The 23,849-nt window shown below is 61.6% G+C and carries 22 protein-coding genes and 2 pseudogenes; 9 read left to right on the top strand and 15 right to left on the bottom strand.

Going from position 1 to position 23,849, the window contains the following annotated elements:
• Positions 1-20 precede the first annotated feature (20 nt).
• On the top strand, positions 21-1,622 hold the full coding sequence (locus CH271_RS20075; protein WP_032393608.1) for a phytoene desaturase family protein: 1,602 nt from the start codon (positions 21-23) through the stop codon (positions 1,620-1,622).
• A 38-nt stretch (positions 1,623-1,660) separates the two neighbouring features.
• Positions 1,661-2,068 (top strand): nuclear transport factor 2 family protein, encoded by a 408-nt coding sequence (locus CH271_RS20070; protein WP_032393704.1) that lies wholly within the window; start codon positions 1,661-1,663, stop codon positions 2,066-2,068.
• On the opposite strand, the gene CH271_RS20065 is transcribed toward CH271_RS20070, so the two are convergent.
• On the bottom strand, positions 2,069-2,698 hold the full coding sequence (locus CH271_RS20065) for a TetR/AcrR family transcriptional regulator (RefSeq protein WP_052049194.1): 630 nt from the start codon (positions 2,696-2,698) through the stop codon (positions 2,069-2,071).
• A gap of 73 nt (positions 2,699-2,771) precedes the next feature.
• Here CH271_RS20065 and CH271_RS20060 point away from each other — a divergent pair, with 73 nt between their 5' ends.
• Positions 2,772-4,379, top strand: coding sequence for an MFS transporter (locus tag CH271_RS20060; protein ID WP_032393702.1), 1,608 nt, complete (start codon positions 2,772-2,774; stop codon positions 4,377-4,379).
• A 176-nt stretch (positions 4,380-4,555) separates the two neighbouring features.
• Here the strand turns inward: CH271_RS20060 and CH271_RS20055 are convergent, their stop codons facing one another.
• On the bottom strand, positions 4,556-4,822 hold the full coding sequence (locus CH271_RS20055; protein ID WP_032393607.1) for a hypothetical protein: 267 nt from the start codon (positions 4,820-4,822) through the stop codon (positions 4,556-4,558).
• 85 nt (positions 4,823-4,907) lie between these two features.
• Between CH271_RS20055 and CH271_RS20050 the strand changes: the two genes are divergently transcribed.
• The 4 genes from CH271_RS20050 to CH271_RS20035 all read left to right on the top strand — a co-directional run bounded on the left by CH271_RS20050 (position 4,908) and on the right by CH271_RS20035 (position 9,223).
• The gene (locus CH271_RS20050) at positions 4,908-6,248 is read left to right on the top strand and encodes an oxidoreductase (RefSeq protein WP_230596592.1); all 1,341 of its coding nucleotides are present in this window, start codon (positions 4,908-4,910) and stop codon (positions 6,246-6,248) included.
• A 59-nt stretch (positions 6,249-6,307) separates the two neighbouring features.
• Positions 6,308-7,033: a TetR/AcrR family transcriptional regulator gene (locus CH271_RS20045; RefSeq protein WP_143546084.1), complete on the top strand. Its 726-nt coding sequence runs from the start codon at positions 6,308-6,310 to the stop codon at positions 7,031-7,033.
• A 471-nt stretch (positions 7,034-7,504) separates the two neighbouring features.
• Positions 7,505-8,401, top strand: a complete 897-nt coding sequence (locus CH271_RS20040) for an alpha/beta fold hydrolase (protein ID WP_052049193.1) — start codon at positions 7,505-7,507, stop codon at positions 8,399-8,401.
• A gap of 519 nt (positions 8,402-8,920) precedes the next feature.
• Positions 8,921-9,223 (top strand): hypothetical protein, encoded by a 303-nt coding sequence (locus CH271_RS20035; RefSeq protein ID WP_141216004.1) that lies wholly within the window; start codon positions 8,921-8,923, stop codon positions 9,221-9,223.
• 280 nt (positions 9,224-9,503) lie between these two features.
• Here CH271_RS20035 and CH271_RS20030 read toward each other — a convergent pair whose 3' ends face one another.
• The 11 genes from CH271_RS20030 to CH271_RS19980 form a co-directional block, all read right to left on the bottom strand.
• Positions 9,504-10,430: a D-isomer specific 2-hydroxyacid dehydrogenase family protein gene (locus tag CH271_RS20030; RefSeq protein ID WP_032393603.1), complete on the bottom strand. Its 927-nt coding sequence runs from the start codon at positions 10,428-10,430 to the stop codon at positions 9,504-9,506.
• A 41-nt stretch (positions 10,431-10,471) separates the two neighbouring features.
• A complete protein-coding gene (locus CH271_RS20025) occupies positions 10,472-11,440 on the bottom strand; it encodes an L-idonate 5-dehydrogenase (RefSeq protein WP_230596591.1) in 969 nt (322 codons plus the stop codon).
• A gap of 66 nt (positions 11,441-11,506) precedes the next feature.
• Positions 11,507-12,280, bottom strand: a complete 774-nt coding sequence (locus CH271_RS20020) for an SDR family oxidoreductase (protein WP_032393601.1) — start codon at positions 12,278-12,280, stop codon at positions 11,507-11,509.
• On the bottom strand, positions 12,277-12,915 hold the full coding sequence (locus CH271_RS20015; protein ID WP_032393600.1) for a TetR/AcrR family transcriptional regulator: 639 nt from the start codon (positions 12,913-12,915) through the stop codon (positions 12,277-12,279). Before CH271_RS20015 ends, CH271_RS20020 begins: the two co-directional genes overlap by 4 nt.
• Before the next feature lie 72 nt (positions 12,916-12,987).
• Complete coding sequence (locus CH271_RS20010; protein ID WP_032393599.1) at positions 12,988-14,133, bottom strand: pyridoxal phosphate-dependent aminotransferase; 1,146 nt, start codon at positions 14,131-14,133, stop codon at positions 12,988-12,990.
• Positions 14,134-14,224: 91 nt separating this feature from the next.
• Positions 14,225-15,022 (bottom strand): SDR family oxidoreductase, encoded by a 798-nt coding sequence (locus CH271_RS20005; RefSeq protein ID WP_032393598.1) that lies wholly within the window; start codon positions 15,020-15,022, stop codon positions 14,225-14,227.
• 34 nt (positions 15,023-15,056) lie between these two features.
• Entirely contained in the window at positions 15,057-16,370 is a 1,314-nt protein-coding gene (locus CH271_RS20000) for an MFS transporter (RefSeq protein WP_032393597.1), read from the bottom strand.
• A 108-nt stretch (positions 16,371-16,478) separates the two neighbouring features.
• Positions 16,479-17,120, bottom strand: coding sequence for an RraA family protein (locus CH271_RS19995; RefSeq protein WP_032393596.1), 642 nt, complete (start codon positions 17,118-17,120; stop codon positions 16,479-16,481).
• A gap of 181 nt (positions 17,121-17,301) precedes the next feature.
• Positions 17,302-18,300: a biotin-dependent carboxyltransferase family protein gene (locus CH271_RS19990; RefSeq protein WP_032393595.1), complete on the bottom strand. Its 999-nt coding sequence runs from the start codon at positions 18,298-18,300 to the stop codon at positions 17,302-17,304.
• Entirely contained in the window at positions 18,297-19,028 is a 732-nt protein-coding gene (locus tag CH271_RS29120) for a 5-oxoprolinase subunit B family protein (protein ID WP_052049191.1), read from the bottom strand. Before CH271_RS29120 ends, CH271_RS19990 begins: the two co-directional genes overlap by 4 nt.
• A 36-nt stretch (positions 19,029-19,064) precedes the next feature.
• A complete protein-coding gene (locus CH271_RS19980; RefSeq protein ID WP_032393594.1) occupies positions 19,065-19,859 on the bottom strand; it encodes a LamB/YcsF family protein in 795 nt (264 codons plus the stop codon).
• A 790-nt stretch (positions 19,860-20,649) separates the two neighbouring features.
• Between CH271_RS19980 and CH271_RS19975 the strand changes: the two are divergent.
• Positions 20,650-20,871: pseudogene (locus tag CH271_RS19975) on the top strand (AMP-binding protein); the annotation flags it as partial.
• Positions 20,872-20,928: 57 nt separating this feature from the next.
• Here CH271_RS19975 and CH271_RS19970 read toward each other — a convergent pair.
• Positions 20,929-21,476: pseudogene (locus CH271_RS19970) on the bottom strand (ice-binding family protein); the annotation flags it as partial.
• 500 nt (positions 21,477-21,976) lie between these two features.
• On the opposite strand from CH271_RS19970, the gene CH271_RS19965 reads away from it, so the two are divergent.
• Complete coding sequence (locus tag CH271_RS19965) at positions 21,977-22,657, top strand: TetR/AcrR family transcriptional regulator C-terminal domain-containing protein (protein ID WP_032393699.1); 681 nt, start codon at positions 21,977-21,979, stop codon at positions 22,655-22,657.
• Positions 22,658-22,775: 118 nt separating this feature from the next.
• Here the strand turns inward: CH271_RS19965 and CH271_RS19960 are convergent, their stop codons facing one another.
• Positions 22,776-23,264, bottom strand: a complete 489-nt coding sequence (locus CH271_RS19960) for a hypothetical protein (RefSeq protein WP_094618275.1) — start codon at positions 23,262-23,264, stop codon at positions 22,776-22,778.
• Positions 23,265-23,849: the final 585 nt, after the last annotated feature.

The raw sequence follows: 23,849 nt of genomic DNA, 5'->3' as shown, positions 1-23,849 counted from the left end.
TTCGAAAGCGAGCAAGCTGCATGTCAGTAGGTCGAAGTTACAAGCGCACTACCGTGGACCAGGAATGGGACTCCATCGTGATCGGATCGGGCATCGGCGGCCTGACGTCGGCAGCGATGTTGGCGCGTGCCGGGCAAAAGGTGCTGGTCCTCGAGAGACACACGACCGCTGGTGGTGCGACTCAAACGTTTCGCCGCGCGGGGTACGAATGGGATGCCGGGCTGCACTACGTAGGACAGGTGCACAATTCGAGGACGAGCCTGAGTCGAATCTTCGACCACATCAGCGACGGTCAGCTGGAATGGGCACAGATGCCCGACGTCTACAACACCGTCGTCGTCGATGGTCGGTCTTACGACTATCCCTCGGGTGTGGACGAGTTCACGGCCAGGATGAAGCAGTACTTCCCAGATGAAGCCGGTGCGATCGATCGGTACGTGGAACTGGTGATGCAGGTGAATCGCTCTGCACGTGGATATTTCGCGCATCGAGCGTTGCCGATCGATATCGGGAACTCGATGTATACGGACCTGTGTGAGCCGTTCAGGGAGTATGCGGACCGTTCGGTCACCGATGTGCTGACCGAACTGACCGGAAACGCCGAACTTCGCACCGTCCTGTGCGGTCACTTCGGCGATTACAGTCTACCTCCCGGTGATGCGTCATTCGGAGTGCACGCCATGCTGATCCGCCACTACATCGGTGGAGCGAGCTTTCCGGTCGGTGGTTCGGGTCGTCTGGCCGAGACCATCGTCCCGGTGATCGAAGCCGCCGGAGGAGCGGTCCTCATCTCGGCCGAGGTGGAGTCGGTGAGTCTGGACGGCTCGGGTGCCGCGTGCGGTGTCGAGATGACGGACGGCCGACGTTTCCTCGCCCCGGCGGTCATCAGCGACGCCGGGGTCGTGCCGACGCTGACCCGCCTGATTCCTGAGCACGCGGTCGATCACGAGCTGCTCGAATCGCTGCGAGACGTCGGTCCGTCCCTGCCGTGGGTGGTCCTGAATCTTGGAGTCGCCGAGCCGGATCAGGCACTCGGCTTACCACGCGGCAACTTCTGGATCCATGGAAGCTCTGACATCGACGGCTCGATCTCGGAGTTCCAGACCCATCCGAGTGATAGGTCGATGCCGCTGTACTTTCTCACCTTTCCGTCGGCCAAGGACCCCTCGTGGTCGGCACGCCATCCCGACCGAGCCACGATCGACATCGCGGGCGTCACGAGTTGGGAACTCTGGAAACCATTTCTGAACACACAGTGGATGAACCGTAGCGAGGAGTACGACCTGCTCAAGGACCGACTAAAGTCGGAGCTTCTCGCGCAGGTGTACCGCTTCTGTCCGCAACTGCGGGGAAAGATCGATCACGCCGAGATGGCCACACCCTTGTCCTTCAACCATTTTCTTGGGCGTGAGTTCGGAGACTTCATGTCGTTGGCACCGAGCCCGGAGCGATACGCGGTCCAGGGTCTCCGAGCCCACAGTTCGATTCCCAACCTGTTCTTCGGAGGACAGGACGTGTCGGCCTCCGGCGTCGTCGGTGCGGTGCAGGGCGGAGTCATCGCGGCGTCCGCAGTGCTAGGGCGCAACGTTCTGGACGATCTCGCGCACACGACGACAACGTGAGTTCTCAGCATTACGACAACGTTCGGAAGGACCGACGGATGAAGGCATTTCAGGACGCAGTGTTGGCCAAGGACGCGGTGGCCATGGAGGCCGCTCTGTCCGAGGCAGTCGTGTTCACGAGTCCGGTTGCGTTCAAGCCGTACCCAGGCAAACCGGTAACTTCAGCTATCCTGCGGGGCGTACTGCGGGTGTTCGACGACTTCAGATACGTCCGGCAGATTACGAGTTCGGACGGTCGTGATCATGCGTTGGTGTTCGAGGCGAAGGTATCCGGACTGGCGATCAACGGGTGCGACTTTCTGCACGTCGACGAGGACGGTCTGATCGACGAGTTCACGGTGATGGTCCGACCGCTCTCCGCCGCTCGGGCATTGTCCGAAGCCATGGCCGTCGAGTTCGAGCAAGTTCTGCGCGAGGTCGGTGAACACGAGCCCGACCTACCCTGATCACATTGTCTCGCTGCCGATGCCGTCGAGTCTCCGTTGCGCGAGTTCTATCGACTTCTGACGCGTCGAAGCGTCGACCCCAGCCAGGGTCAGCGTGACGGTCGCGGCGGTGTAGCCGTCGATCTGGTCGTCGCCGACGTTCATCCGATCGAGCAGTGCCAGTGTTGCCGCCTCGGCTACGACAACAAATGTGGCCGGCGTCAACTCGGTGCTGAACCTTCCGGACAATTGGCCCTGCTCGACGACGGTCACCGTGGTTCGTCGTGCAGGATCCAACAGTTCCCGGATACGTCCTTCGCCCAGCTCACGGCGACCGACACCCAACAGCGTGCGGTACCGGTTTCCGACCGGCCAGGTCGCCAACTCCAACGTCGCGAGCGCGAGAATGGGGTCGTCGACGATGTCCGCGACCCCGCTGAGCCGGCGGATAAGATCGTCGGACGCCTGATCCGCGATGCCGATAATCAGATCCCGGCGTGAGGGAAAGTGCCCGTACACCGTCCGCCGGACCACACCCGCGGCATCCGCAATGTCGCCGATCGTTGCATCCGGGTCTGACTCGTAGGCGGAGATGGCCGCCCCGATGATCTTGTCACGATTGGTCTGCTTGGTACCACGCCGTCCGTCCATGACTGCATGATTGCACATTGATGTGCAATCGGTCTAAGATTTGCGCATCAATGTGCAAATCTTGGAGGATCGAATGTCCCTAGTGCTCGATACACCCGTTTCTTCCATGACGGGACCCTACCGACGCCGGTGGGCGGCACTCACCGTGTTGTGCGCGTGCCTACTCGTAGTGGTGATGGCAAATACCTCACTGATCGTGGCGATCCCTTCGATGTCCGAGGATCTGAAGTTGACCAGCGCGCAGCTGCAGTGGGTCATCGACGGATACACCGTCCCGTACGCAGCATTGATGTTGCTGTTCGGAGCGTTGGGGGACCGATTCGGTCGACGCCGTGCCCTAGTACTCGGCATGCTCGTCTTCGGTGTCGGTTCCGTCCTCGGTAGCGTCGCCAACTCGACCGAAGAAGTGATCGCGTGGCGCATGGTGATGGGCATCGGTGCGGCCTCAATTATGCCTGCGACTCTGTCGCTGCTTGTTGTCACATTTCCGCGGGCCGAGCGTGCAAGAGCGATCGCCATCTGGGCCGCCACATCTGGACTTGGCATCGCACTGGGTCCACTGCTTGCGGGAAGCGTACTGCGGCATTGGTTCTGGGGTGCGACGTTCCTGGTGAACGTCCCCGTGGTGATAGTCGGAACCGTGGCTGCATTGGCACTCGTACCGCCGAGCCGAGTTCCGGCCACCGGATCGATAGACTGGCTAGGCGGCATCCTTTCTATCGTTTTGGTCGGCGCGTCGGTCTACGCGATCATCGATGGCCTACACGGCGGATGGACGGTCGGACCGCTCGTCGCCGCGGCCGCCTCTGTTGTTGCCCTCGCCGTATTCGTGCTGTGGGAGATGCGACATCCGCGGCCATTGCTTTCCGTTCGGAGGCTCAGCAACCGCAAGATCAGCGGATCGCTATTGTCCGTGGGCCTACTGTTCCTCGCGGCGTTTGGATCCATCTATTTCGTCTCTCAACAGTTCCAGTTCATCTTCGGTTACGGTCCGCTGGAAGCCGGGATACGACTACTGCCCCTCGCACTCGCGGTGAGTGTCGGCTCCATCGTGTCCGGTCGACTGCTCCCTGTGCTCGGAGAACGGGTGTTGATCAGTGCCGGAATGGCGATCGCGGCCGCAGGTGTTTTGGTTCTCACGCAACTCGACGCGGGTTCCGGGTACGAGTGGTTCCTGGTCTCGCTCGTGATTCTCGGCGTCGGAATGGGTGTGGCCGAGCCTCCGGCCACCGATGCAATCATGGGGGGATTCGACGAGTCCGAACTCGGCTCGGCGGGCGGGATCAACGACACCGCAATCGAATACGGCGGCGCATTGGGCATCGCCCTGCTCGGATCAGTGCTGGCAAACACTTACACGTCGACGTTCGGCGAACGCGTCGAGTCGTTCGACATCGGCAGTATTCCCGAGCCCCTCCGTGCCGATGCAACCAATGCCGCAGGCGCGGCGAGCGAATCAGTGGGATCAGCCACCGTCGTCGCACACGCACTCGCAGACAACGGTGCGACTGCACCCTTCGCGGACGTGATCACAGACGTGGCTCGGACGTCCTTCACTGCTGCGATCGAATCCGCGAGCTGGGTCGGCGGTGCCGTTCTGGTCATGGGAACAGCTGTTGTCGCCGCAGTCCTGCCTGGTCGTCGCCTGGACTCCGCCGACAGCGGGCACAACCAAAAATAGCGACACGCTGATTCCCATCGCCGACCACATCAACACAGTCGCGACCGAAGTCGGCGACCAAGTGTCAGCGAAAGCACTGCTAATCACCCACCCGGTCACCGGACTCCTCGCTTCACAGCAACAGCAGCGAGAGCGACCGGTCAATGCGACACCCGCCCCGAACTATTAGCTGCACCTCACGACACCTCACGCAATCCTCCGAGGCGAACCACCGCTGCGGAATCCGCGAAGCCGACGAATCTTCCCTCTGAGAGAACCCGCTCCAGAACATGGCCCCGCCGACCTGAACCCAACACACCAAGGCTGCGGGGAGGTTCGAGTCGTTCGGTCCGAAAGACGATGGCATCGGCAATGTTCGCGATCTCGAGCTTGTGCGTCAGCTCGGTTCCAACGGCAATCTGGGCAGGCGGCGGTGTGTCCCAGCTGCGTGCAGGGTGTTCCATTTCTCGAAGGTCGTCGCATCCGAAGTCACCTTCCAGACAATCACTTGCTCGGCTTCGATATCTCGGATCATGGAGATTCAAACGCGTGACGTCCTCTCTCGGTTCAGTAGTCGGTCCATACTCTTGCGCCACACTATTGACCCGAAGTCAACGATGCTCTAATTTTTCTGAGACCGCGGACACATTTCAGTGCGATCCCCGTCAACTGAAACGAGGTAGGGAAATGTCGCCAGCAACAACTCCATCGATTTCCAACACGAATCAGGTGCGTGAAAACCTTCGTGCACTTGTACCAGCGCTGAAGGAGCGGGCAGCGGACAACGAACGTGACAGGCGAGTGTCCGATGACATCATCGAAGACTTACGCCGTGCCGGCGCATTTCGTGTCGCTACCCCACGCCAGTTCGGCGGGCTGGAGTCCAACCTTCGGACCATGCTCGATGTGTCGTCGATTATCGCCGAGGGAGACGCTGGCGCGTCCTGGGTGACCACTCTGTCCAATGTGAATGCCTGGGCGGTGGGCCTGTTCAACGAGCAGGCACGAGACGATGTCTTCTGCGACAGCCCAGACGCAGTGGTGGCGGGGGTGTTGGCACCGACAGTCAACGCCCGAGCGGTTCCAGGCGGCTACCGAGTAACCGGCAAATGGCCGTACTCCTCTGGAAGTCTTCACTCCGATTGGTGTGCCGGTGGCGTTCTTCTCCTCGATGACGACGACACCATGATCGACCAGGGCATGGTGTTGCTCCCACGCTCCGACTACGTCATCGAAGACACCTGGTACGTCACGGGCATGCGTGCATCGGGCAGCAACACGGTAGTGGTCGACGACACGTTCGTTCCCGAGCACCGAATGCTGTCAATGCTGACGATCATGTCCGGCTCGTACGTCGCGGAGCGCGTTGATTCGGAGTTCGCACGTTCCGCATTTGGACCTATGTTGATTACGGTGCTCGTGGGTCCACAACTAGGCATGGGGCGTGCCGCACTTGAAATCGTGCGCACGAAAGCAACCGAGAAGTCCCTGGCCTACACCACATTCGATCGACAAGCGGACTCCGTCGGTTTTCAGATGCTCGTCGCCGAAGCCGCGATCAAGATCGACACAGCACATCTGCACGCATATCGGGCCGCCGATGACGTCGAGGAGTGGGCGGAGCACGGAGAGTATCCGGATTTACTTTCTCGCGCACGTATCCGTGGCGATGCCGCAGTCGCTCTCCGTAGCATCAACGAGGCTCTGACCCTGCTACTCGATGCGATGGGATCGGGTGGGTTCGCGGAAGCAAACGCACTACAGCGAATTTGGCGGGACTCGAATGTTGCTGCCCGTCATGCCGTGACGATGCCCAGGGTGAGCATTGAGACGTACGGAAAGGCGCTGTTGGGGGCACCGCTCCACGAGCACATCACACCCATCATCTGATCGGCAGTCCCAAGTTAGTCTGTTCGAGTACTCGAATCGACTCGCTGAGAGGGGGACGTGTGGCTGATCCGCGCGCACCGCGAACGTCAACTCGTGCGGCGCGGTCGACAGAGTCTCGTCGGCGTCTGATGTCAGCCGCAGTTGAGCTGTTCGCGAGCCTGGATTACGAGAAGGTCGCCGTCGCCGACATTGCCGCGAACGCGGGTGTGGCGCACGGATTGCTCTTTCACCACTTCGGCAACAAGCGTGGAATCTATCTCGAAGCAATGAGCAGTACTGCCGCGCATATGATCTCGGCGTTCGAGTTAGATCCTGACCTGGAACCGGCGGTCAGTATCCGGGCAGCACTGACAACTCACGTGGAGTATCTCGCCGAACACCGCGGTCTTGCTTTGCGGTTGGTCCTGGGCGGGCGTGGAGCAGATCCCGAAGCGTGGGCTGTCTTCGAGCAAGCTCGCGATCAGGTAGTGCGAGCTATTGCGGTGCGTCTGGGCCTCGACCCCGACAACATGGCCCTCAGGTTCGCGAGCAAGGCGGCCGTCCGCGCGGTCGACGAGGGAACTGCGCAATGGCTCGAACTCGACGTCGACGTATCCACTGAGTTAATCGTCGAGTGGTTAATCGCTGTCGCTGTCGCGTGCGTCCGGACCGCGTCAATTCTGGATCCCAGCCTTGAAGTCGGGGACTCACTTGACACGCTGGCGAAGCCACCACGCCAACTGTCCGCCGACGATCGGTCAATGCGACGCACAATGCCGGAAGGTTCCAAGTCCCTGCCGGAATGAACGAGAGGTGTGTGCCGACAGAGTTGCCTGGATCGAAGGCGGGCGTACGCGAGTGAGGCGGTGATCGCGGTCGGAGTCGTGTCCAATAGCTGCGGCGACGGTGCGCGAAACCCGACGGTGCACTGCTGGCTCTTAGCACCACAGCGAATGGGTAGATCTCACCACGGACGAGGAGGTACCCGAGCAGACACGACAGGAAGGATGCCGCCTGCTGGCCGCGCGGTCGTAGTGGCTACATCTTCCGCGCCTGCGGAAGCAGCGGCATCACGGGCGGCCACTTGCGCCGGAGGTCGATCGATTCGCAAGGATCCACCGATACGCGCGATCCGTTTCGACTCTTGAACCAGAACCGCAGCCCTTCTATGTCAGTTCCAGAACTTCGGGCGAGGACTGGAGCCGTCCCAGCGTAGAAGTTGCTTGCGTACCAGTCTACGCCATACTCTTGACTAGAAGTCAACCAAGGGGTGGGGAATGGGAATGCTCGATGAATGGCGCGATATCTCATGGGATGACCACTACCACTACGTAGAGGTCGATGGGAACCTTATCGGGTACGTCGATTACGGTCATGTAGAACATGATTCAACGATCTTGCTCCTACACGGCATTGCTGCGAGTTGGCGATGGTTCGTTCAGATCATCCCCATCCTTGCTGAATCGCATCGCGTGATCGGAATCGATCTACCTGGCTTCGGCGGTTCCGACCTACCACGAGAGCGCCTTGGGTTCAGCGCGATGGCGCGATCAGTGGAGTCCTTTAGCCGAACGCTCGGACTGGGCGTAGTCCACTTGATCGGTCACTCGATGGGATCGATTGTGGCAACTCGAATAGCGGCGGACTTTCCCGATAGGGTTGGGAAGCTTCTCGTGACCGGTGGTCCCATTCTTGGACTCGCCGACCTACCCCGCGAACCTTTGACTACTCTCCGTCAGCAACCCCGCTCGGTTTTCTCTCTTCTGTTCGAGTCGGCAATTATCGCCGTGCGCGTTCCCCGAGGGGTTGCCAATATCGTAGCCAATTCCGCCGTCTTGCGACGAGTTACGCTCGGACTATTCGTTCACCATCCCGAAGACCTTGCACCGGAAATATTGTTGCAAGTGATGGCGGGGCTTGGCGCACGCGGATCGTTTCCGGTCCTCATATCCGTCTTCAGAGACGACCCAAACCTCAGGCTCGACAGCATCAAAAGCAACACCCTCGTGATACGAGGAGACAAAGACCCGCTGGCACCTAATTCCGACCTCAAACGATTCTTGGCAACCGTACCCGACGCTTCAGCAGTGACGATCGACAGCGCTGGTCACTGGCCACATCTTGAGCATCCTGATGAATTCTTGCTCCACGCCCTTCCGTTCCTCGCTCAATAGATCTAATACTCTCGCTCGCAGAAGCTCGGCCGCTCGCACCCCTGCGTAACATCGTCATTGAGCGGAGCTCTGGTATCACCCCCATCCCTCAGTCACGTCTGAAGACAATTTGTCGCGCGGGTAGTCCCGTACACGGGCGCTGCCCGTCGCACGAATGGACGACTTGGTCCGACTAGCGCTCACGGTGGTGCAACTCAACCAACGACACACTGAATCACCACGACCGAAGGCTCACATCGGCGACCTGCTTTTGCCCATCCTGGCAGTTTGGTCTACTACTCCGGCAGGATTGGCAACTGACGGATTTGGTGGAGCATTGATCACGTAGAGCAATTCTACATGAATTGCATTGACCGGCGGGCGGGCTAAGCTGCCGGGCGCGTGATTATTTTCGGGTGTGCGAAAGTCAACCTGCGACCCAGAATGTTTTTGATCCGCCAATCCCAAGTGACCCCCAGAACGGCTGACAGTCTGCAATATTGAAGGCCGGACCCCGCGAGAAGATGGAGCGAGACCTTGGTGTTGGGCACCGACAGCGTGCCGATCGACCACAAGGGAATCGGCACCGGAAACGCAGGATCCGGTGCGTATCAGACCGATGGACTGGTCAGGTCAGTAGCCACGCGCAGATTCTCCGACGTCGCTTCCCATCCGTTTTTCATTCACATTGTTCTGAGCGGGCGTCATTTACCTGTTCGGCACCCCCGGCTCAGCCACGTCGCCCAAGTCCGTGGTCTGGCGTTGATCTTGATTCCGGTCGAAGTCCGCGCTGTATGGGATTCGATGCTCGCGATTTCCGACGGAAGCGCTGCATTGACCTAATGGTCGGCGACTTCATCTCTGTCATGGCTGCGTTGTAGATCAAGAAGCAGCGCCGTCACAGCGTCCGCGCTGCAATGGACCTGTGCAGCCTTTCGGGTCAGCAAAGCACTCGACAGCGACGACGTCGTTCATTCATCGGCCGATGATTTCCGGAATCGAGGAGGTGACCCCACGCGGAGTCGTTGACGAACGCCTGCACTGACCGGGCTTTCAACTCCATCGCTGCTCTCCGTCGTAGGGACGTGGGTATCCGAGCAGCCTGGATCGAATGTTCTGGGCGCTAGTACCCGGCATTGAGATCAATGACTGCTTGAAGCGATGACCCAACGATGAACCTACGCACGTTTTCTTCGACGTGACGTGCGAATGCGGGTTCAAGGGCAGCAGGTGGGTTCGCTACGTGGGGGGTGACTATGGCATTCGGGAGAGTCCACAGTGGATGGCTGTCGGGTAGCGGTTCCGGCTCGGTCACATCGAGTGCGGCACCGGCGATTTCACTGTTCTGCAATGCATTGACCAGAGCGTCGGTGTCGACGAGGGACCCACGGGCGATGTTGACCAGCCATGCGTCGGACTTCATGGCCTCGAACTCCCGGGTGCTCAGCAGGTACCGAGTGTTCGACGTGGCGGGCGCGCCGAGCACCACATGATCGGCCACCGGCCACACGTCGGCAAGACCGTCCCCGCCCACCGTGTGCACAGCGCCATCGACGGGCCTGCCCGAGCGGGTGACGGCGATGGTCTGCGCACCGACCGAGGACAACATCGAGATCAGAGCACGACCGATCCCACCGCAGCCGACAATGGCAACCATAGAGCCGTGGAGCGACCGCGAGAGACGGCCGAACCCTTCTTGGTCCCAACTTGTGGCGGCGAACTGAGCCGGAAAGTGCCGTGTAGCGGCGATCAGCAGGCCGAGCGCATGCTCGGCGACGCTCGACGAGTACGCGCCCGCTGCCGACGTCCACACTCGTGACGCTTCGCCGGCCAATCGCCCTGAGGCGAGCCATGACTCGACGCCTGCCGACGGCAGCTGCACCCAGCGAACGGAATCGGGAAGGGTCGACGGGAACTGATCGGGTGAGCCAGTCCACACGACAGCGTCGGCGTCCGGGTCGTCGACGACGACCGCACCTGCCCGTTCGATCGCGACTCGCAGGTGCTGGGGCTGCGTCGGGCCGAGGTGAACGGTCGTGAGCGGTGCCATGGGTGTGGAGTCCTTGCTGTAGTGGGAGTGGTCGACGTCGATCAGCGAAGATCGAGTACTACCTTGCTCGCCCTGGTCCTGTCGCCGGCGATGGCGATGGCCTCGACCGACCGCGACAGCGGATAGGATTGAGTGAGAACGGGTTTCACATACAATCCTTCGGCCAGCAGTGCAAGCGCGGTATCGAATTCGGAACCGAACCTGAAGGCTCCGACGAGTTCGATCTCGCGCGTCACAAGCAAGTTTCCCAACAGCGGGATCGTGCCGGGGGGCAGCAATCCGAGCTGTACGACGCGTCCGCCGCGTCGCACGCTGGTCACGCATGTGGCCAAAGCCTGTGGGGCACCCGAGGCTTCGATGGCGATGTCCACGTCCGTGGGTAGATCGTCGGTATTCGTCGCGATCACCGTGGCGGTGGCTCCGACTGCGGCGGCGATGGTAAGTGCCTCCGGCACGAGGTCGGAGACGACGATCTCCGCTGCTCCGGCGTGCACGAGAACGGCGACGGTGAGGCAGCCGATCGGGCCTGCGCCGGTGACGAGCACACGCCGACCGCGAACTTCACCCGCGCGCGAAACCGCATGCAGTGCAACCGAAAGTGGCTCGGCTAAGACGGCGAGTTCGAGACCGAGACCCTGCGGCAGCTCGCGAAGCTGGTCGGCAGGAACGACGATCTGCTGGGCAAATCCGCCTTGCACGTGCGGCATCCGTGCGGCGCTACCGAGGTAGCGAGTGTCGCGACAGACATTCTGGCGGCCGTCCACGCACTCGGGGCAGACTCCGCACGGAGTTGCCGGGTGCACGGCGACCGGCGCACCAATAGCGGGCCCGTTGGTGCCAGGACCCAACTCCGCGACAGTCCCGACCACCTCGTGGCCGAGTACGAGAGGCTCTTCGACGAGAAAGTCGCCGACGCCGCCGCGCTGGGCGTAGTGCAGATCTGATCCGCAGATGCCGCCGAAGGCAATCGACACCGCGATCTGACCGGGGCCGGGCGTTCGGGGTGCCACGTCGTCGACGCGGACGTCCCCAGCCCCATGTACAACGCAAGCAAGCACAGCAGCGAGCCTTTCGGGTCAAACGACGGCGGTCATGCCGCCGTCTACGTAGACGATCTGCCCATTGACGAAATCCGATGCGGGCGAGACGAGGAACAGCAGGGTGCCGACGAGCTCCTCCGGCTTGCCCCACCGCTGGGCGGGTGTGCGCCCTTCGAGCCACTCGGTGAAGGTCGGATCGTTCACCAGAGCGGACGTGAGCTCGGTATCGAAATAGCCTGGGGCCAAGGCGTTGACGGTCAATCCGTATTTCGCCCAGTCAGCGCACATGCCGCGGGTGAGCATCTTGAGTGCACCCTTGCTAGCCGCATAGGGTGCAATGCCCGCCCTGCCAAGTTCACTCTGTACCGAGCAGATATTGACAATCTTGCCAGCACCGCGCAAGACCATCGCGCGAGCGAACTCGCGCCCGACCAGAAAAGCACTTGTCAGGTTTGTGTCGATCACGCGGTGAAAATCGTTGTCGGAGAACTCTAGCAATGGGGCACGATGCTGGACACCGGTGTTGTTGACAACTATGTGCACTGGTCCGACTTCCCTCTCGACGCGTTGAGCGGCGTCGGTGACCGCTGCCGAATCGATGACGTTGAAGGCATAAGCCCGGACATCCGCTCCGGTCCGGTCGGCAATGTCGGCTCGCGCGCGCTCTAGAGCTTCTGGATCTCGTCCGTTGAGGACGACGAGGGCTCCGGCTTCCGCGAGACCGGTCGCCAAAGCACGACCGATACCTCGGCTGGACCCGGTCACGAGCGCGACGCGTCCGGAGATGTCGAATGTTGGGTGACTGGTCATACGCGTACTCCGCTCCACGACTGACCGAGATCGATCGATCCGCGTTCGGTCGCCCAGCCGACGAGTGCTCCGCGCAACGCCGCGAACAGCTGACGCGATCCCTGCTCAGCACCCAGGCCGACCGTCTCGATGAGATCGAAGATCTCACGTGGATCGAACAACAGGTTCCACAGGAACAATGCTTCGTCACCGACGTCGGGAACACCGAGTTCGGCAGCGGCTTCGGCCAATCCGGCCTCCAGAGCCTCGGCCTGCACTGTCAGGTAGTACGTCTCCTGGCGTAGACGGTCGAGGTAGCCGCGCCTCGACCGACTCGAGACCATCGCCTCGCCGTGCTCGACGACGAGATCGACCCAGCACCGACACAGCAGTTCCACGCGCTCGAGCCCGGTTTCGTCGAGTGTTCGCCCGTAATCACGCATGCGGCAACCGACTTCGAATCGATACTCGGCGAGGATTTCCTCGACCGATCCGAACTGCCGATAGGCGGTGGCGGGGGACACCTCGGCCTCCTTGGCGACGTCGGTCATGTTGACGGAACTGTTGGGCAGTTCTGCGAGCCGGACGGCCGCAGCGATGAGGTTGCGTCTGTTGCGCTCGGTGTCACTGCGCATCGGCTTCTTCGCTGCTGGCATTCGCGCGCCTCTCGTTCGAGCCTGTTGGGGCGGGTCTTCGTCGGTGCTGGTTCCTACTGCGTCAGGACTCGGTCACCGTAGTGATGCGAGGCCTCGGCCGAGTCTGGCGACACCCTCGGTAATCGCGTAATCACTGGCAGCGTAGGACAGTCGCAGGTGTCCTTCACCATGGCGACCGAACTCTCCGCCCGGCCGGAGTGCGACACCGTGCTCGCGGAGCGCCGAGACGACCTGTACCGAAGGAAGATCCACCGAGTATCGGGGGAAGAAGTAGAACGCGCCCTCGGATACACCGATGTCGAGGCCGGGGATCTTCGCCAGCTCGGTGGCCATGAGCTCGCGTCGCTGCGCATAGATGGTGCGCATGGCCGCGACCTCGTCGGAGCAGTCGTTGAGCGCGACGAGCGCGGCGCGTTGGACGGCGCTGTTGACCGACCCATTCACGGTGTTGTGCACCCGGGCGCAGGCGGCGATGATCTCTTGCGGGCCTGTCAGGTAGCCGACGCGCCAGCCCGTCATGGCGTAGCTCTTGGAGAACGTCTGGCAGTAGACCGTGCGATCGGCGAGGCCTGGTACGTCGAGAGCCGAGACGAACGGATCTGTGCCGTATATTAATTCGCTGTAGGCCTCGTCGGCGATCACGATGGTGTCGCTCTTGTGCAGTGTGTCGGCCAAGACCTCGAGTTCTTTGGCGCTGTGCACGATGCCGGTGGGGTTGGACGGATTGCAGAACACGAACAGCGTTGCGCCCTGCAAAGCTTCGGCCAGTGCGTCGAGGTCCCAGTGCAGGTCGTCCTGTAGCGGTACCGAAACGCAGTGTCCTCCGGCCAGATTCACGAGGTCCGCGTACAGCGAGTACGTGGGGTCCGGGATGACGACCTTGTCGCCGGGGCTGACGATGGACAGAATCGACGCGGCCAAGCCTCCCGTACCGCCGTGCGTGATCAGCACCTCGTTGTGCGATGACGCAGCGGCGGAACGAGCAAGTACGTTCTCGAAGACGGCGGCGCGTAGCTCCGGGTCTCCGAGTAGGGGTGAGTAGTGGGTGTAGCCCTCGCTCAATGCGTCGGCTGCCGCCGCGCGGATGGCCGTGGGAGTGTCGAAATCCGGTTCACCCATGGCCAGTGACACCATGTCTCCGGTCGACTGTGGTTGCTGCACACGCAACGACGCGTCTTCGACCCGTCGTACCGCGTCGGATGAGGAAAACGTGATCACGGGAGTACCGGACCCCTTCTGTTCGAAAGAGATGAGTTGAGCCTCTCGCATATGAGAGAAGTTTCGCATTTTATCGCCGGGTCCGTCAAGATCACGTCCCGGCCATGCCGTCGGGAGCGCCCTTCCAGCGACTCGCCTCGATGTCGCCCGCGGTGTCGCGAAGGTAGGTCGGCGCGATGACCAGTTCCTCGATCACCGTTCGGGCCGGCAGTGTTGCGCACAGAACTACGGCCCGAGCCACGTCGTCGGGTTGAACCATGGCGTCGCGGACCTCCTGGCTCGGCGGTTGAGCGCGGTTGTCCATGATGGGGGTGCTGACCTCGCCGGGCAGAATGCATGTCGCCCGGATGCCGTCGTTGCGAAACGTGTTGTGCAAGTAGGTCATGAAGTTCCGGACCCCGGCTTTCGCTGCTCCGTATGCGGCACCGCCGAGCAGATTCGGTCGCAGCGCGGCAAGCGACGACACTGTGATGATCGATCCGGCACCCCGCTCGATCATGTCCGGTAGCACGGCTTGGGTGAGCAGATAGACGGCCGTGAGGTTGACCCCGAGGACCCGATTCCATTCCTCCTCCCGAATCCAGCGGACGTTGAGGATGGTGCTCGCGGCACCGGCATTGTTGACGAGAATGTCCACCGGCCCGATCTCCCTGCGCACCCACTCGACCAGCGCGCTCACCTCGGTCGCGTCATCGATGTGCGTCGGCCGGACCGCGACGCTGCCGCCCCCAGCGGTGATGGCGTCGGCGACCTCGTCGAGCACGTCTCGGCGACGCCCAACGAGCACCACCGTCGCGCCCTCCCGTGCGAGGTGTTCGGCAGTGGCTCGGCCGATGCCTGTGCCTGCGCCGGTGACGAGTGCAACCTTGTTGGACAACGTGGGTGTCATGATCGGTCCTTCTGGTGGGTCGAGCCGTGTGCGGTCACCGGTCGGCGAGCGGTTTTCCTGCTGTTTCGACCAGCTTGAGCGTCGCTACTGCAGTGATCACCGCGGTGAGAATGACCGCGTATGCCGGGATGCTCTTGTTGCCGGACAATCCAATCAGCCAGTTCATCACCAGCGGAGCGCTTCCGCCGAAGATGACCGTGGTCATGTTGAAACCGATGCTGTATGCGCTGTACCGAACGTTGGTGGGGAACAGTTCGACGAGCTGTACGTGGATGACGGCGGCGTGACCGGCGAACAGGAACGCCAGGATGCACCCTGCGAGCGCCGCAAGCGCCATGTGGCCCTGCGAGATCAGGAAGAAGCAGGGGTAGGCCGTGACGGCCATGCCGACGGCCGACCACAGCAGAATCGGCTTGCGGCCGATGCGATCCGACAGCCGGGCCGCAAATGGAATGGCGAGAAGAATGGCGATGAGGCTGATCGCAGTGACGGCGAGGCCCTGCAGCTGACTGAAGCCCTGTTCCTTCTTCAAGTACGTCGGCATGTAGACGAACAAGATGTAGTAGCCGGGACCGTTCAGAGCGGGGAGCGCAATGGTCATGGCGATCGCCTTGAGGTGACGCTTGGATGTCAGCGCGACCTTGAGCGGATTGCGCTCGACGGTGTTGGCCTCGCGCAGCGCCTGGAAGTGCGGGGTGTCCTCGAGCCGCTTACGGATATAGAACCCGATGAATCCCATGGGCACTGCAAGCAGGAACGGGATTCTCCACGCCCACGATTCGAGGACGCTCTGGCCGAGGATCGAGATGAGCGCGCTGGACAGGAGGCTGCCGAAGAGCAAGGCGGTGAATGAACCCATGGCCAACCACGAGGTGGTCCGCGCACGCTTGTCGTCGTCCGAGTACTCGCCGACAAACGACATGGCTCCCGAAACTTCTCCGCCGGCGGAGAAGCCCTGAATCATCCTCATCGCGATGAGGAGAATCGGTGCTGCCCAACCGATGGTCTCGAAGCTCGGGATCAGTCCGATCGCGGCTGTGGAGCCGGAGATCATCAGAATCAGCACTGCCAGAAGGGATTTACGGCCGAACTTGTCACCGAGATACCCCGAGATCACGCCACCGAACGGCCTGACGAGGAAGCTGACGAGGAATCCGACATACGTGAGCATTATTCCGCCCGACGAATCACCACCGGGCGCAAAGACGATCGCGAGCGTGGGAACGAGCAGACCGTAGATGCCGTAGTCGTACCATTCGACGAAAGATCCGATGGTGCCGGCGACGGTGACCTTCTTGACCACTTTCGCCTGGCTGTTCGCCGTCGGTACGTCCTTTGTTGCTGTCATGATGTGTCTCTTTCGGATTCGCTGGAGTCATGGTGTGGCCGAGCTCGTGAGAGATGTGCCGTTGCCCAGCTGCAGCGATGGGCACCGAAGTGGAGAAGGGTGTTGGGGTCAGCGGGGAGCTGCCGCGTACATGGCCGCGACCTCCGCGTCGAGGGCAAGCTCGCGTTCTGCGATCTTGGCGGCCCCGGCGAGTACTTCCTCGGCCCGTGACGGCGGAACGACGATGACGCCGTCACTGTCGCCTGCAACGATGTCGCCTGGGTTACAGACGATTCCGCCAAGTGCGACGGGAGAACCGATGACACCGGGGCCGTTCTTGAACGGACCGGCAGGAGTGATGCCACGGGAGAACATCGGGAACCGGAGTTCGGCGATGATGTCGCGGTCGCGAACACATCCGTCGACGACGGCACCGACCGCACCGTGCGCTGCGAACCGCTGAGTGAGGTTGTCGCCGATCACCGCACGGTGGAGGTCACCGAACCCGTTGACCACGACGACGTCGCCGGGGCGAATGTACTCGAGTGCGTCGATGATCGCGGCGTTGTCACCGGCGGCGGTGAGAATGGGCAGCGCGCTCCCGACGAATCGCGCGCCGTTCCACACCGGGGTGATTCCCGCGTCACAGATACCGAGCCGGTCCATGGCGTCGCCGAGGTTGGCGACGGGGTACCGAGCGAACCGGGCGATCAGCTCTGCAGACGGGCGGGTCCAGCCTTGTTCTATTCGGACGAGCGGAGTGGTGGTCAACGAGAAATCCCTTCGAGAGCGGAGCCACAGCAGATGTCGCAGTGCTTTGAAATGAGAATCTATTCTTGTTTGGGAGAACTTTCCCGTTTTTCGCGAGATTGGTCAATGGGTTTGTGTGAAGACTGAGTTACGGCGCGTGAACAGCGTGTGCTGCGTGACTTTCGCGGACCCGCTAGGGCCGTCAGATTGCGGCAGCAATCCCCGTGGGAACACCGATGGAGCCGAAGATCGACGCCATGGCCCGCCCGAGTGTGTACAGATCCTGCTGCTGTGAGCGATACTCACGTACCGCTGAATCTGTTGTCGTCCATCGAATTTGAAGCTTCCTGCCCGGACCTGCTTGACCGAGCAGCGACAGCGAGACCCGTGTTGCGATTGCAACGATGGGATAGCCGGCAGTGAGCGATCTGGCTCGGCCGAGAATGATCAACTCGTCCGAGTGTGGAATCTCGATTGCACCGATAGGGATTCCGTGCGAGGTGATCTCCGGTAGTCCTACCGGGTGCAGCACGGGCCCGTCCAGTCGTAAACCGACGTGGTCGGATTGGGGGCCGACGGTGTAGATGGAGTCCTCCAGCAACTCCCTCATGTCTACCGCAGCGTCGATCTCGGGGCCGTCGGTCACGTCGATCGTCCAGGTCTCGCGTCGAAGATTCGGCACGACGACGAGCGGATCGAACAGCGGTATGTCGGAGTAGGGGTGGAAGAAACTCTCGTAATCGGTTCGCACACGGACGATGTCACCTGATCGGAGGCGCTGGGGAAAGCCCATTCGTGCGTCCGGAGCAGCACTGCCGAGGAAGAGGTCCGTCTCGATGTCGCCGTTGATCGCGAGGTAGAGCCGGATCCCGTCCCGCACGTCGGTCACCGTGACGACGGATCCGCGTCCGACGCACACCGGCTGCCACATCGAGACCGGTAGGCCGTCGACCCGCACCGTCGCATTGGCTCCGGTGATCGAGATCAGCAGGTCCGCATCGGCGACTGCCGAGAAGTGCGACCCCATGATCTCGAGGCAGGTGGCAGCACGGTTGTTTCCGACCAGAAGGTTTGCGGCACAGGCCGAATATTGATCGGCAGCTCCGCTGACCGGTATTCCCAATTGCTCGACGCCGGTGCGACCGAGATCCTGCAGGGTGGACAACCACCCGGCGTCGATGATGCGCAGACCCGCACTCACGAGAGCTCGTCGATCGGCTGCAATGGAAGCCCGAGGCGGTCGTTCCACTCGGATGCGTCGAGCGCGACGAACGTGAAGTGGTCTCCGGGGCCGTACGCAACCACAGGATCGCGATGAATGTCGAACAGGGCCAGCGGTGTTCGACCAAGGATGCGCCATCCGCTCGGACCTGGCGCGGGTCCGATGATCGAGTTCTCACCTGCTGCCATGACGGCACCGCCCGGAACCGCGGAACGTGGTGCCGATCGACGGGCGAGCGGGCCGCCCAGATATGGCGCGCGCATCATGGGTGCGGTGCCGGATCCGAGAAGCTCGACCATGTGCGCGGACTCGGTGAACCGGGCGACGAGTTCGCTCGGAGAGATGCTCAATTCTTCTGCTGCAGAGTCCAGATCAGGACCGAAGTCTCCGCCGAATACGGTCGGAATCACAAAGCGGCGGCCCGGTACGCCGGTAGCGTCGGCTTTCAGTGCTGCGTCGACAGCCTCGGACAGAGCGGCGTCGATACCGTCCGCGTCGTGTGTCGCGCAATCATATTGCACAAGTATGGAATCGAGCCCTGCGACGATATCGGTCACGCCGTCGACCCGCGCCGCCAGTACCTGTGTGCGCACGGATCGGGTTGTGCGTCCCCGAACTGTCTTGTCGGCGGCAACCACGGTCAGCATGATCGCCGCATCGCCGTACTGCCGGTGGTCCACCCGGACGGCCGCCTGCGTATCGGACATCGGACTGATTTTCTCGGTTTCCGTGCCGACGCCCGGTCAGGCGTTGACAGCGTGGCGTGCGGACAGAATGGTACGCAACGGTGCAACGTCCACGCCGGCCTCGTGCAGTGCGCGATTTATCGAGCGCGCATTGTCGATCGCATCCGCGTTGTCTCCGTGCAGCAGAACCAGATCGCACACCTGTGGGACGTCCTGTCCGTGCACCGATGTCACGACGCCTTCTCTGATCATGCGCACCGTGCGTGCGGCGATGGCGTCGACGTCGTGGATGAGGGCGCCGGGTTCGGTTCTGAGAACCGGGGTTCCGTCGTTCTCCATGCCGCGGTCGGCAAGGAAGACGAGTGCGACCTGCAGTCCGCGAGCCCGTGATTCCTCGGCGAGCAGTCCCTCCTGCGTGACGACGATGAGCGACGGATCGAACGACGCGACAGCGTCGGCGACTCCCCGTGCGTGGGTTGCATCCGTCACCGTCAGGTTTCCCATGCGTCCGTGCGGGTTCACGTGCGAGATCGATCCGCCCTGTGCCTTGACGAAGGCGCTGAGAGCTCCGATTTGGTACAGAGTGTCGGTGCGGATCTCGTCTTCCGTGCATGCCATCGCACGACGACCGAAGCCGACCAGGTCGGGATATCCGGGATGCGCTCCGATTTCGACACCGCGCTCGATACAGGCGCGAACGGTCTGCTCCATCACGCGCGGATCGCCCGCATGGAACCCGCACGCGACATTGGCCGTGGTGATCAGGTCCAAGATGGCGTTATCGTCGCCGAGCGAATAGTTGCCGAAGCTTTCGCCGATGTCAGCGACGAGAGCTACCGAATTGTGCGACATGAATTCTCCTGGAAGTCAGGGCGACTTGGGCGGGCCGACCGTCAAGCGTCAAACTACGACACTCTTCTAATATGCGAATACCTTCTCATTTGGCACCCGAGCTGTCAACGGTTCATGCAGCGTCCGAAGATCGTTAACAAACAAGTTACCTATGAACGAGAGGTCTACCGAGCCGGAAGCGAGTTATGATCCACGCGCCTATGCAGTAGGCAAGATCTCCCTCCCGATACAGCTCGAGACGCCTACGCGATGAGTGCTACTTCCGGGCTGTACGTCGCTTGGGTAGAAATTTTGCATACGCTGGGCGGCCCCGCTGTGAAACAGTCCGCATATGGACAACGCCCCCGCGCGCCGCGGCGCAGGGAGCTAAAGCCTCTGTGTACGTTCAGCGGTCGAACCGGGAGCGTGGGTGAGAGTTAGCTGTCGACAGTGACTTCGATGACTATTTCAGCTCACTGGTCCCAGTATTTCAGCCGATCGTCGACTTGAGGACCGGGCTGGTCGTCGCACACGAGGCACTCACCAGGTGGTCGGCTTTCCGGACACTTCGCCAGAGCAGATCTTCGACGTCGCTCGCAGACATCGCGGAGTTGGCTGCGTTCCTTGGGTCAAATCGCGCGACCTGGGTCACCGGTGGTCTAACGGCGTCGCTGGTGTGAGCGGACGAACCGCGGTCATGTTGTTACGTGAGCACGAATCATCGACCTAAATCTGGCCCCACGGGCCGTTTTGGAGACACCCATTCTCGATAGTGTTCCGAATCACACCCTGCATTGGAGGATGAGGATACATGTCTGCCATCGGATACTTTCCGTGGAACTCTACCGCCGAACGCGGTCAGTCTCTTTGTGTTCGAGACGATTCCGGTGCTCTGACCTACAACGACTTCGCCACCCGAGTGGACGCATGCGCGGCACAACTCGCCGATCGCGGTGTCACCCGCGGCGACGTTGTCGCGGTGATGCTGTCGAACAGGGCAGAGCTGCTGATCACGCTGATGGCGGCGTGGCGCGCCATCCAGAGCCAGTAGTCGTCCCTGTACATCGGCATTCGTGGTCGCGGTGATCGACGCCCGCGCCATGATCGTGCCCACGAAATCGGTACTGGTACCGAGAGTGGCCGAGCTTCCGACCTGCCAGAACACGTTGCACGGGTTGGCCCCGTTGATCAGCGAGACACTGCCGTCGGATGCCGTGATCAGCGTCGATGCCGCCTGGAAGATGAAGACGGCATCCGATTTGCCCTGCGCATCGAGTGCCAGGGTTCCGGTGAGCCCGAGCCGTACAACCCTGCCAGCAGAGTCGGTCCGCCCAGTTCGACTCCGGTCGAGGTTGCTCCCGGCCGTCCGGCCACGTCGTCGTGTCCGGTGCTCAGGTCCGCTTTCGCCTGTGCTGCAACAGAATTGCGGTCGTTAATGACCCCACTGGTGAGCTCTCCCGGCGGGAATCCTGTGATGAACGGTTCGACGCCGACCCCTGGACTCACTCCGACGTTTCCGCTGATTTTCGACGGTCCGGTGTTGGTGATCTTGGAGCCGGCCAGTACGGCGTAGCTCTCAGCGGTGCCGAGTTCGACGATGGTGGGCTGAGCGCCGGCTGCCGAAGCATTGACCAGCATGAGCGCACTGGTTGCCAGCGCGACGTGCCGGCGAGGGCAATCAACGCAGAGCCCTTGCGTCGGGATGTGGACGGCGACGGGTGTTGCGGAGCGTACATGTGTGTACCGATCTGATGGAGGGGGTTCGAGTTAAACGTGTTGTCGCACAGCGAATTATGGGTATCGATTCCCCCGACGAGAGTCGACTGTGAGATTCCGCGACGGTCGACGATGTTCACTGGATTTCACCAGGGGCGTCGAGGTCTCGCAGAGTCCGTAGATCGGTGGATCGCCGGCCGACTGTCTGCAACCGAGCGAATGAGATGGAAGACCAGCGGAGGCTCATGGCCCACTCAGCAAACAAAGAGTTTCCCCGTATCTCTACGGTGTAGAGCAACAGCTGACCACGTGTATGGTCTCGGGTCAAGCGCAGGGCGTTGATGAACAACAAGTTTGTTTGTGGACCGAAAGCCGACTAGCGTGCTGCTTACCTTGATTTACCGAAAATGGTGAAGCACTTCATGACGCCCTCGGACCGATCCAATCAACTTCCCCGCGACAAGATCGATCGCGAAGACGTCGTATCAGCCGCCTTGGCCATCATCGATGGCACCGGACTCGACAGCCTGACCATCCGCAGTCTGGCCGCGTCCATCGATCGCGACCCGATGACCATCTACCGTTACGTTCCAACCAAAGAGGCCCTGCTGGACGCGATCGCCGATTCGATCCTCGGAGGCCTCGTAGCGGTCGACGAGACCGACACCGACTGGAGACGTCAACTGACGATCTTCGCGCGGCATTACCGCGAGCTCGCCCTCGAACACCCGCGGGCGGCAGTTCTTCTGGCGACGCGGCCCCGGGCTACGCCACTCGGACTGGGCACCACGAGGTCATTGGTGTCACTCGAAGGCATCCTCGGTGTACTGGCCACTGGCGGTTTCACCGTCCCCGAAGCACTCTCGGCCTACCGATTGCTGATGTCCTTACTGCGCGGGCATGTGCTCAGCGAGACCCAGGAGACAACGGATCATCCAGACGAGACAGGGGACAGATTGCGCCTCGCGCTGCGCAGACTGCCGATCGAAGACTTTCCCATCATGTCCGTCATCCCCCCGCTCATCACGGAATACGACGGTGCCCACGAACTGAACCGTGGATTGGACGTCCTGTTCAACGGCCTGCGCTACATGTCCACCTGAGGGGCCAACGGATCAACAACGGGCCGATGATTCAAAACTGTTCTAGCACAGCGTATGCAGACGTCTACTGGTAACCCTGCATTTCAAAACTCGTCGTATTCCCCCGGGCCTCGTGGCCTCAACAGGAGCTACCGAACTCCGATCGGGCAGTCTGCTTCGCCGACGACACGAGAACGAATCCCTGCGGCAAGGCATCGACCTGATGGCGTGTTGCCGAGACTTGAGCAGCTTGCGTGCTCGTATCACCGTCCGTGGAGGCGACGACGATGAACAGCGAACCGGGATCGTCGGGTAGTCGAACCACTGGGTCGGCCGTCCAGGGAGATTCGGGCGCAGTCAGGGATACTTGAACGGACCCCGATTGCGGCTTCGATGCGTGCAGCTCACCGAGGGTTGTGTTCTGCTGGTCCTGGGCAAGGCCGTTTCGGCTTCCGTAGACGCCGACGTCATCGACACTGTCGGTACACACGTTGATCAAAATCACCACGGAGCCGTCCGCGCTACGAGTGAGCCCCGTTTTGCCGATGACCTCGGTGTCGATCAGGTTGCCGCAGCCAGCTACCACCACCGCGACGACGAGCGGGGTGGCCGCTTTCATCAGACGCATCTCGTGAACGGTACGGGGTGCTTACCTCCCGCTGGCCGGCTACAGCTGAGCGGGCAACTTCCAGCTCCCTTGCTGGGGTTCGGCTGGTGCGCTCGTACTTGCCTGAGCCGTAGACATCGGCTCTGGCTTGATTGGTCTGCGCCCTGCGTGTGCGCCAGTACGGCAACGGTATTGAACACGTCGATTGGGCGATCGACGGTGTCCCGGTCTTCGCGAGCGTCGTCGCGCTGGCGGGGCATGCCTGATTTTGTCCAGGACGTTGTTGCCGACCTTGATACCGCATGGCCATGGGGTGGCAGCGGTGGATTCACAAGCGCCCGACTCGTCGACGGAGTCGCTATGTGGGAGGGACAGGGACGGTTGTACGGCACGGATGGGAGACCTGGCCGGCATCGTCTGACCAGCCCAGGCCCCGACTCCAGCTAGCGCTGCCCCGTGATTCGTTCGACGGCGGGTTTTCGAGTACGCATCAACCGGGGCGTAGTTGCGTGGTGACAGCTGAACTGCGATCGCAAGTCAAAGACACTGCGGCACAGCATATGCAGAGGTTTGCTGGTAAACCCTGCATATCAAGACCGGTCGTAT

It is taken from the genome of Rhodococcus sp. 05-340-2 (assembly GCF_002258915.1).
Taxonomy (GTDB): domain Bacteria; phylum Actinomycetota; class Actinomycetes; order Mycobacteriales; family Mycobacteriaceae; genus Rhodococcoides.
This window is presented reverse-complemented; position numbering and strand designations above follow the sequence as displayed.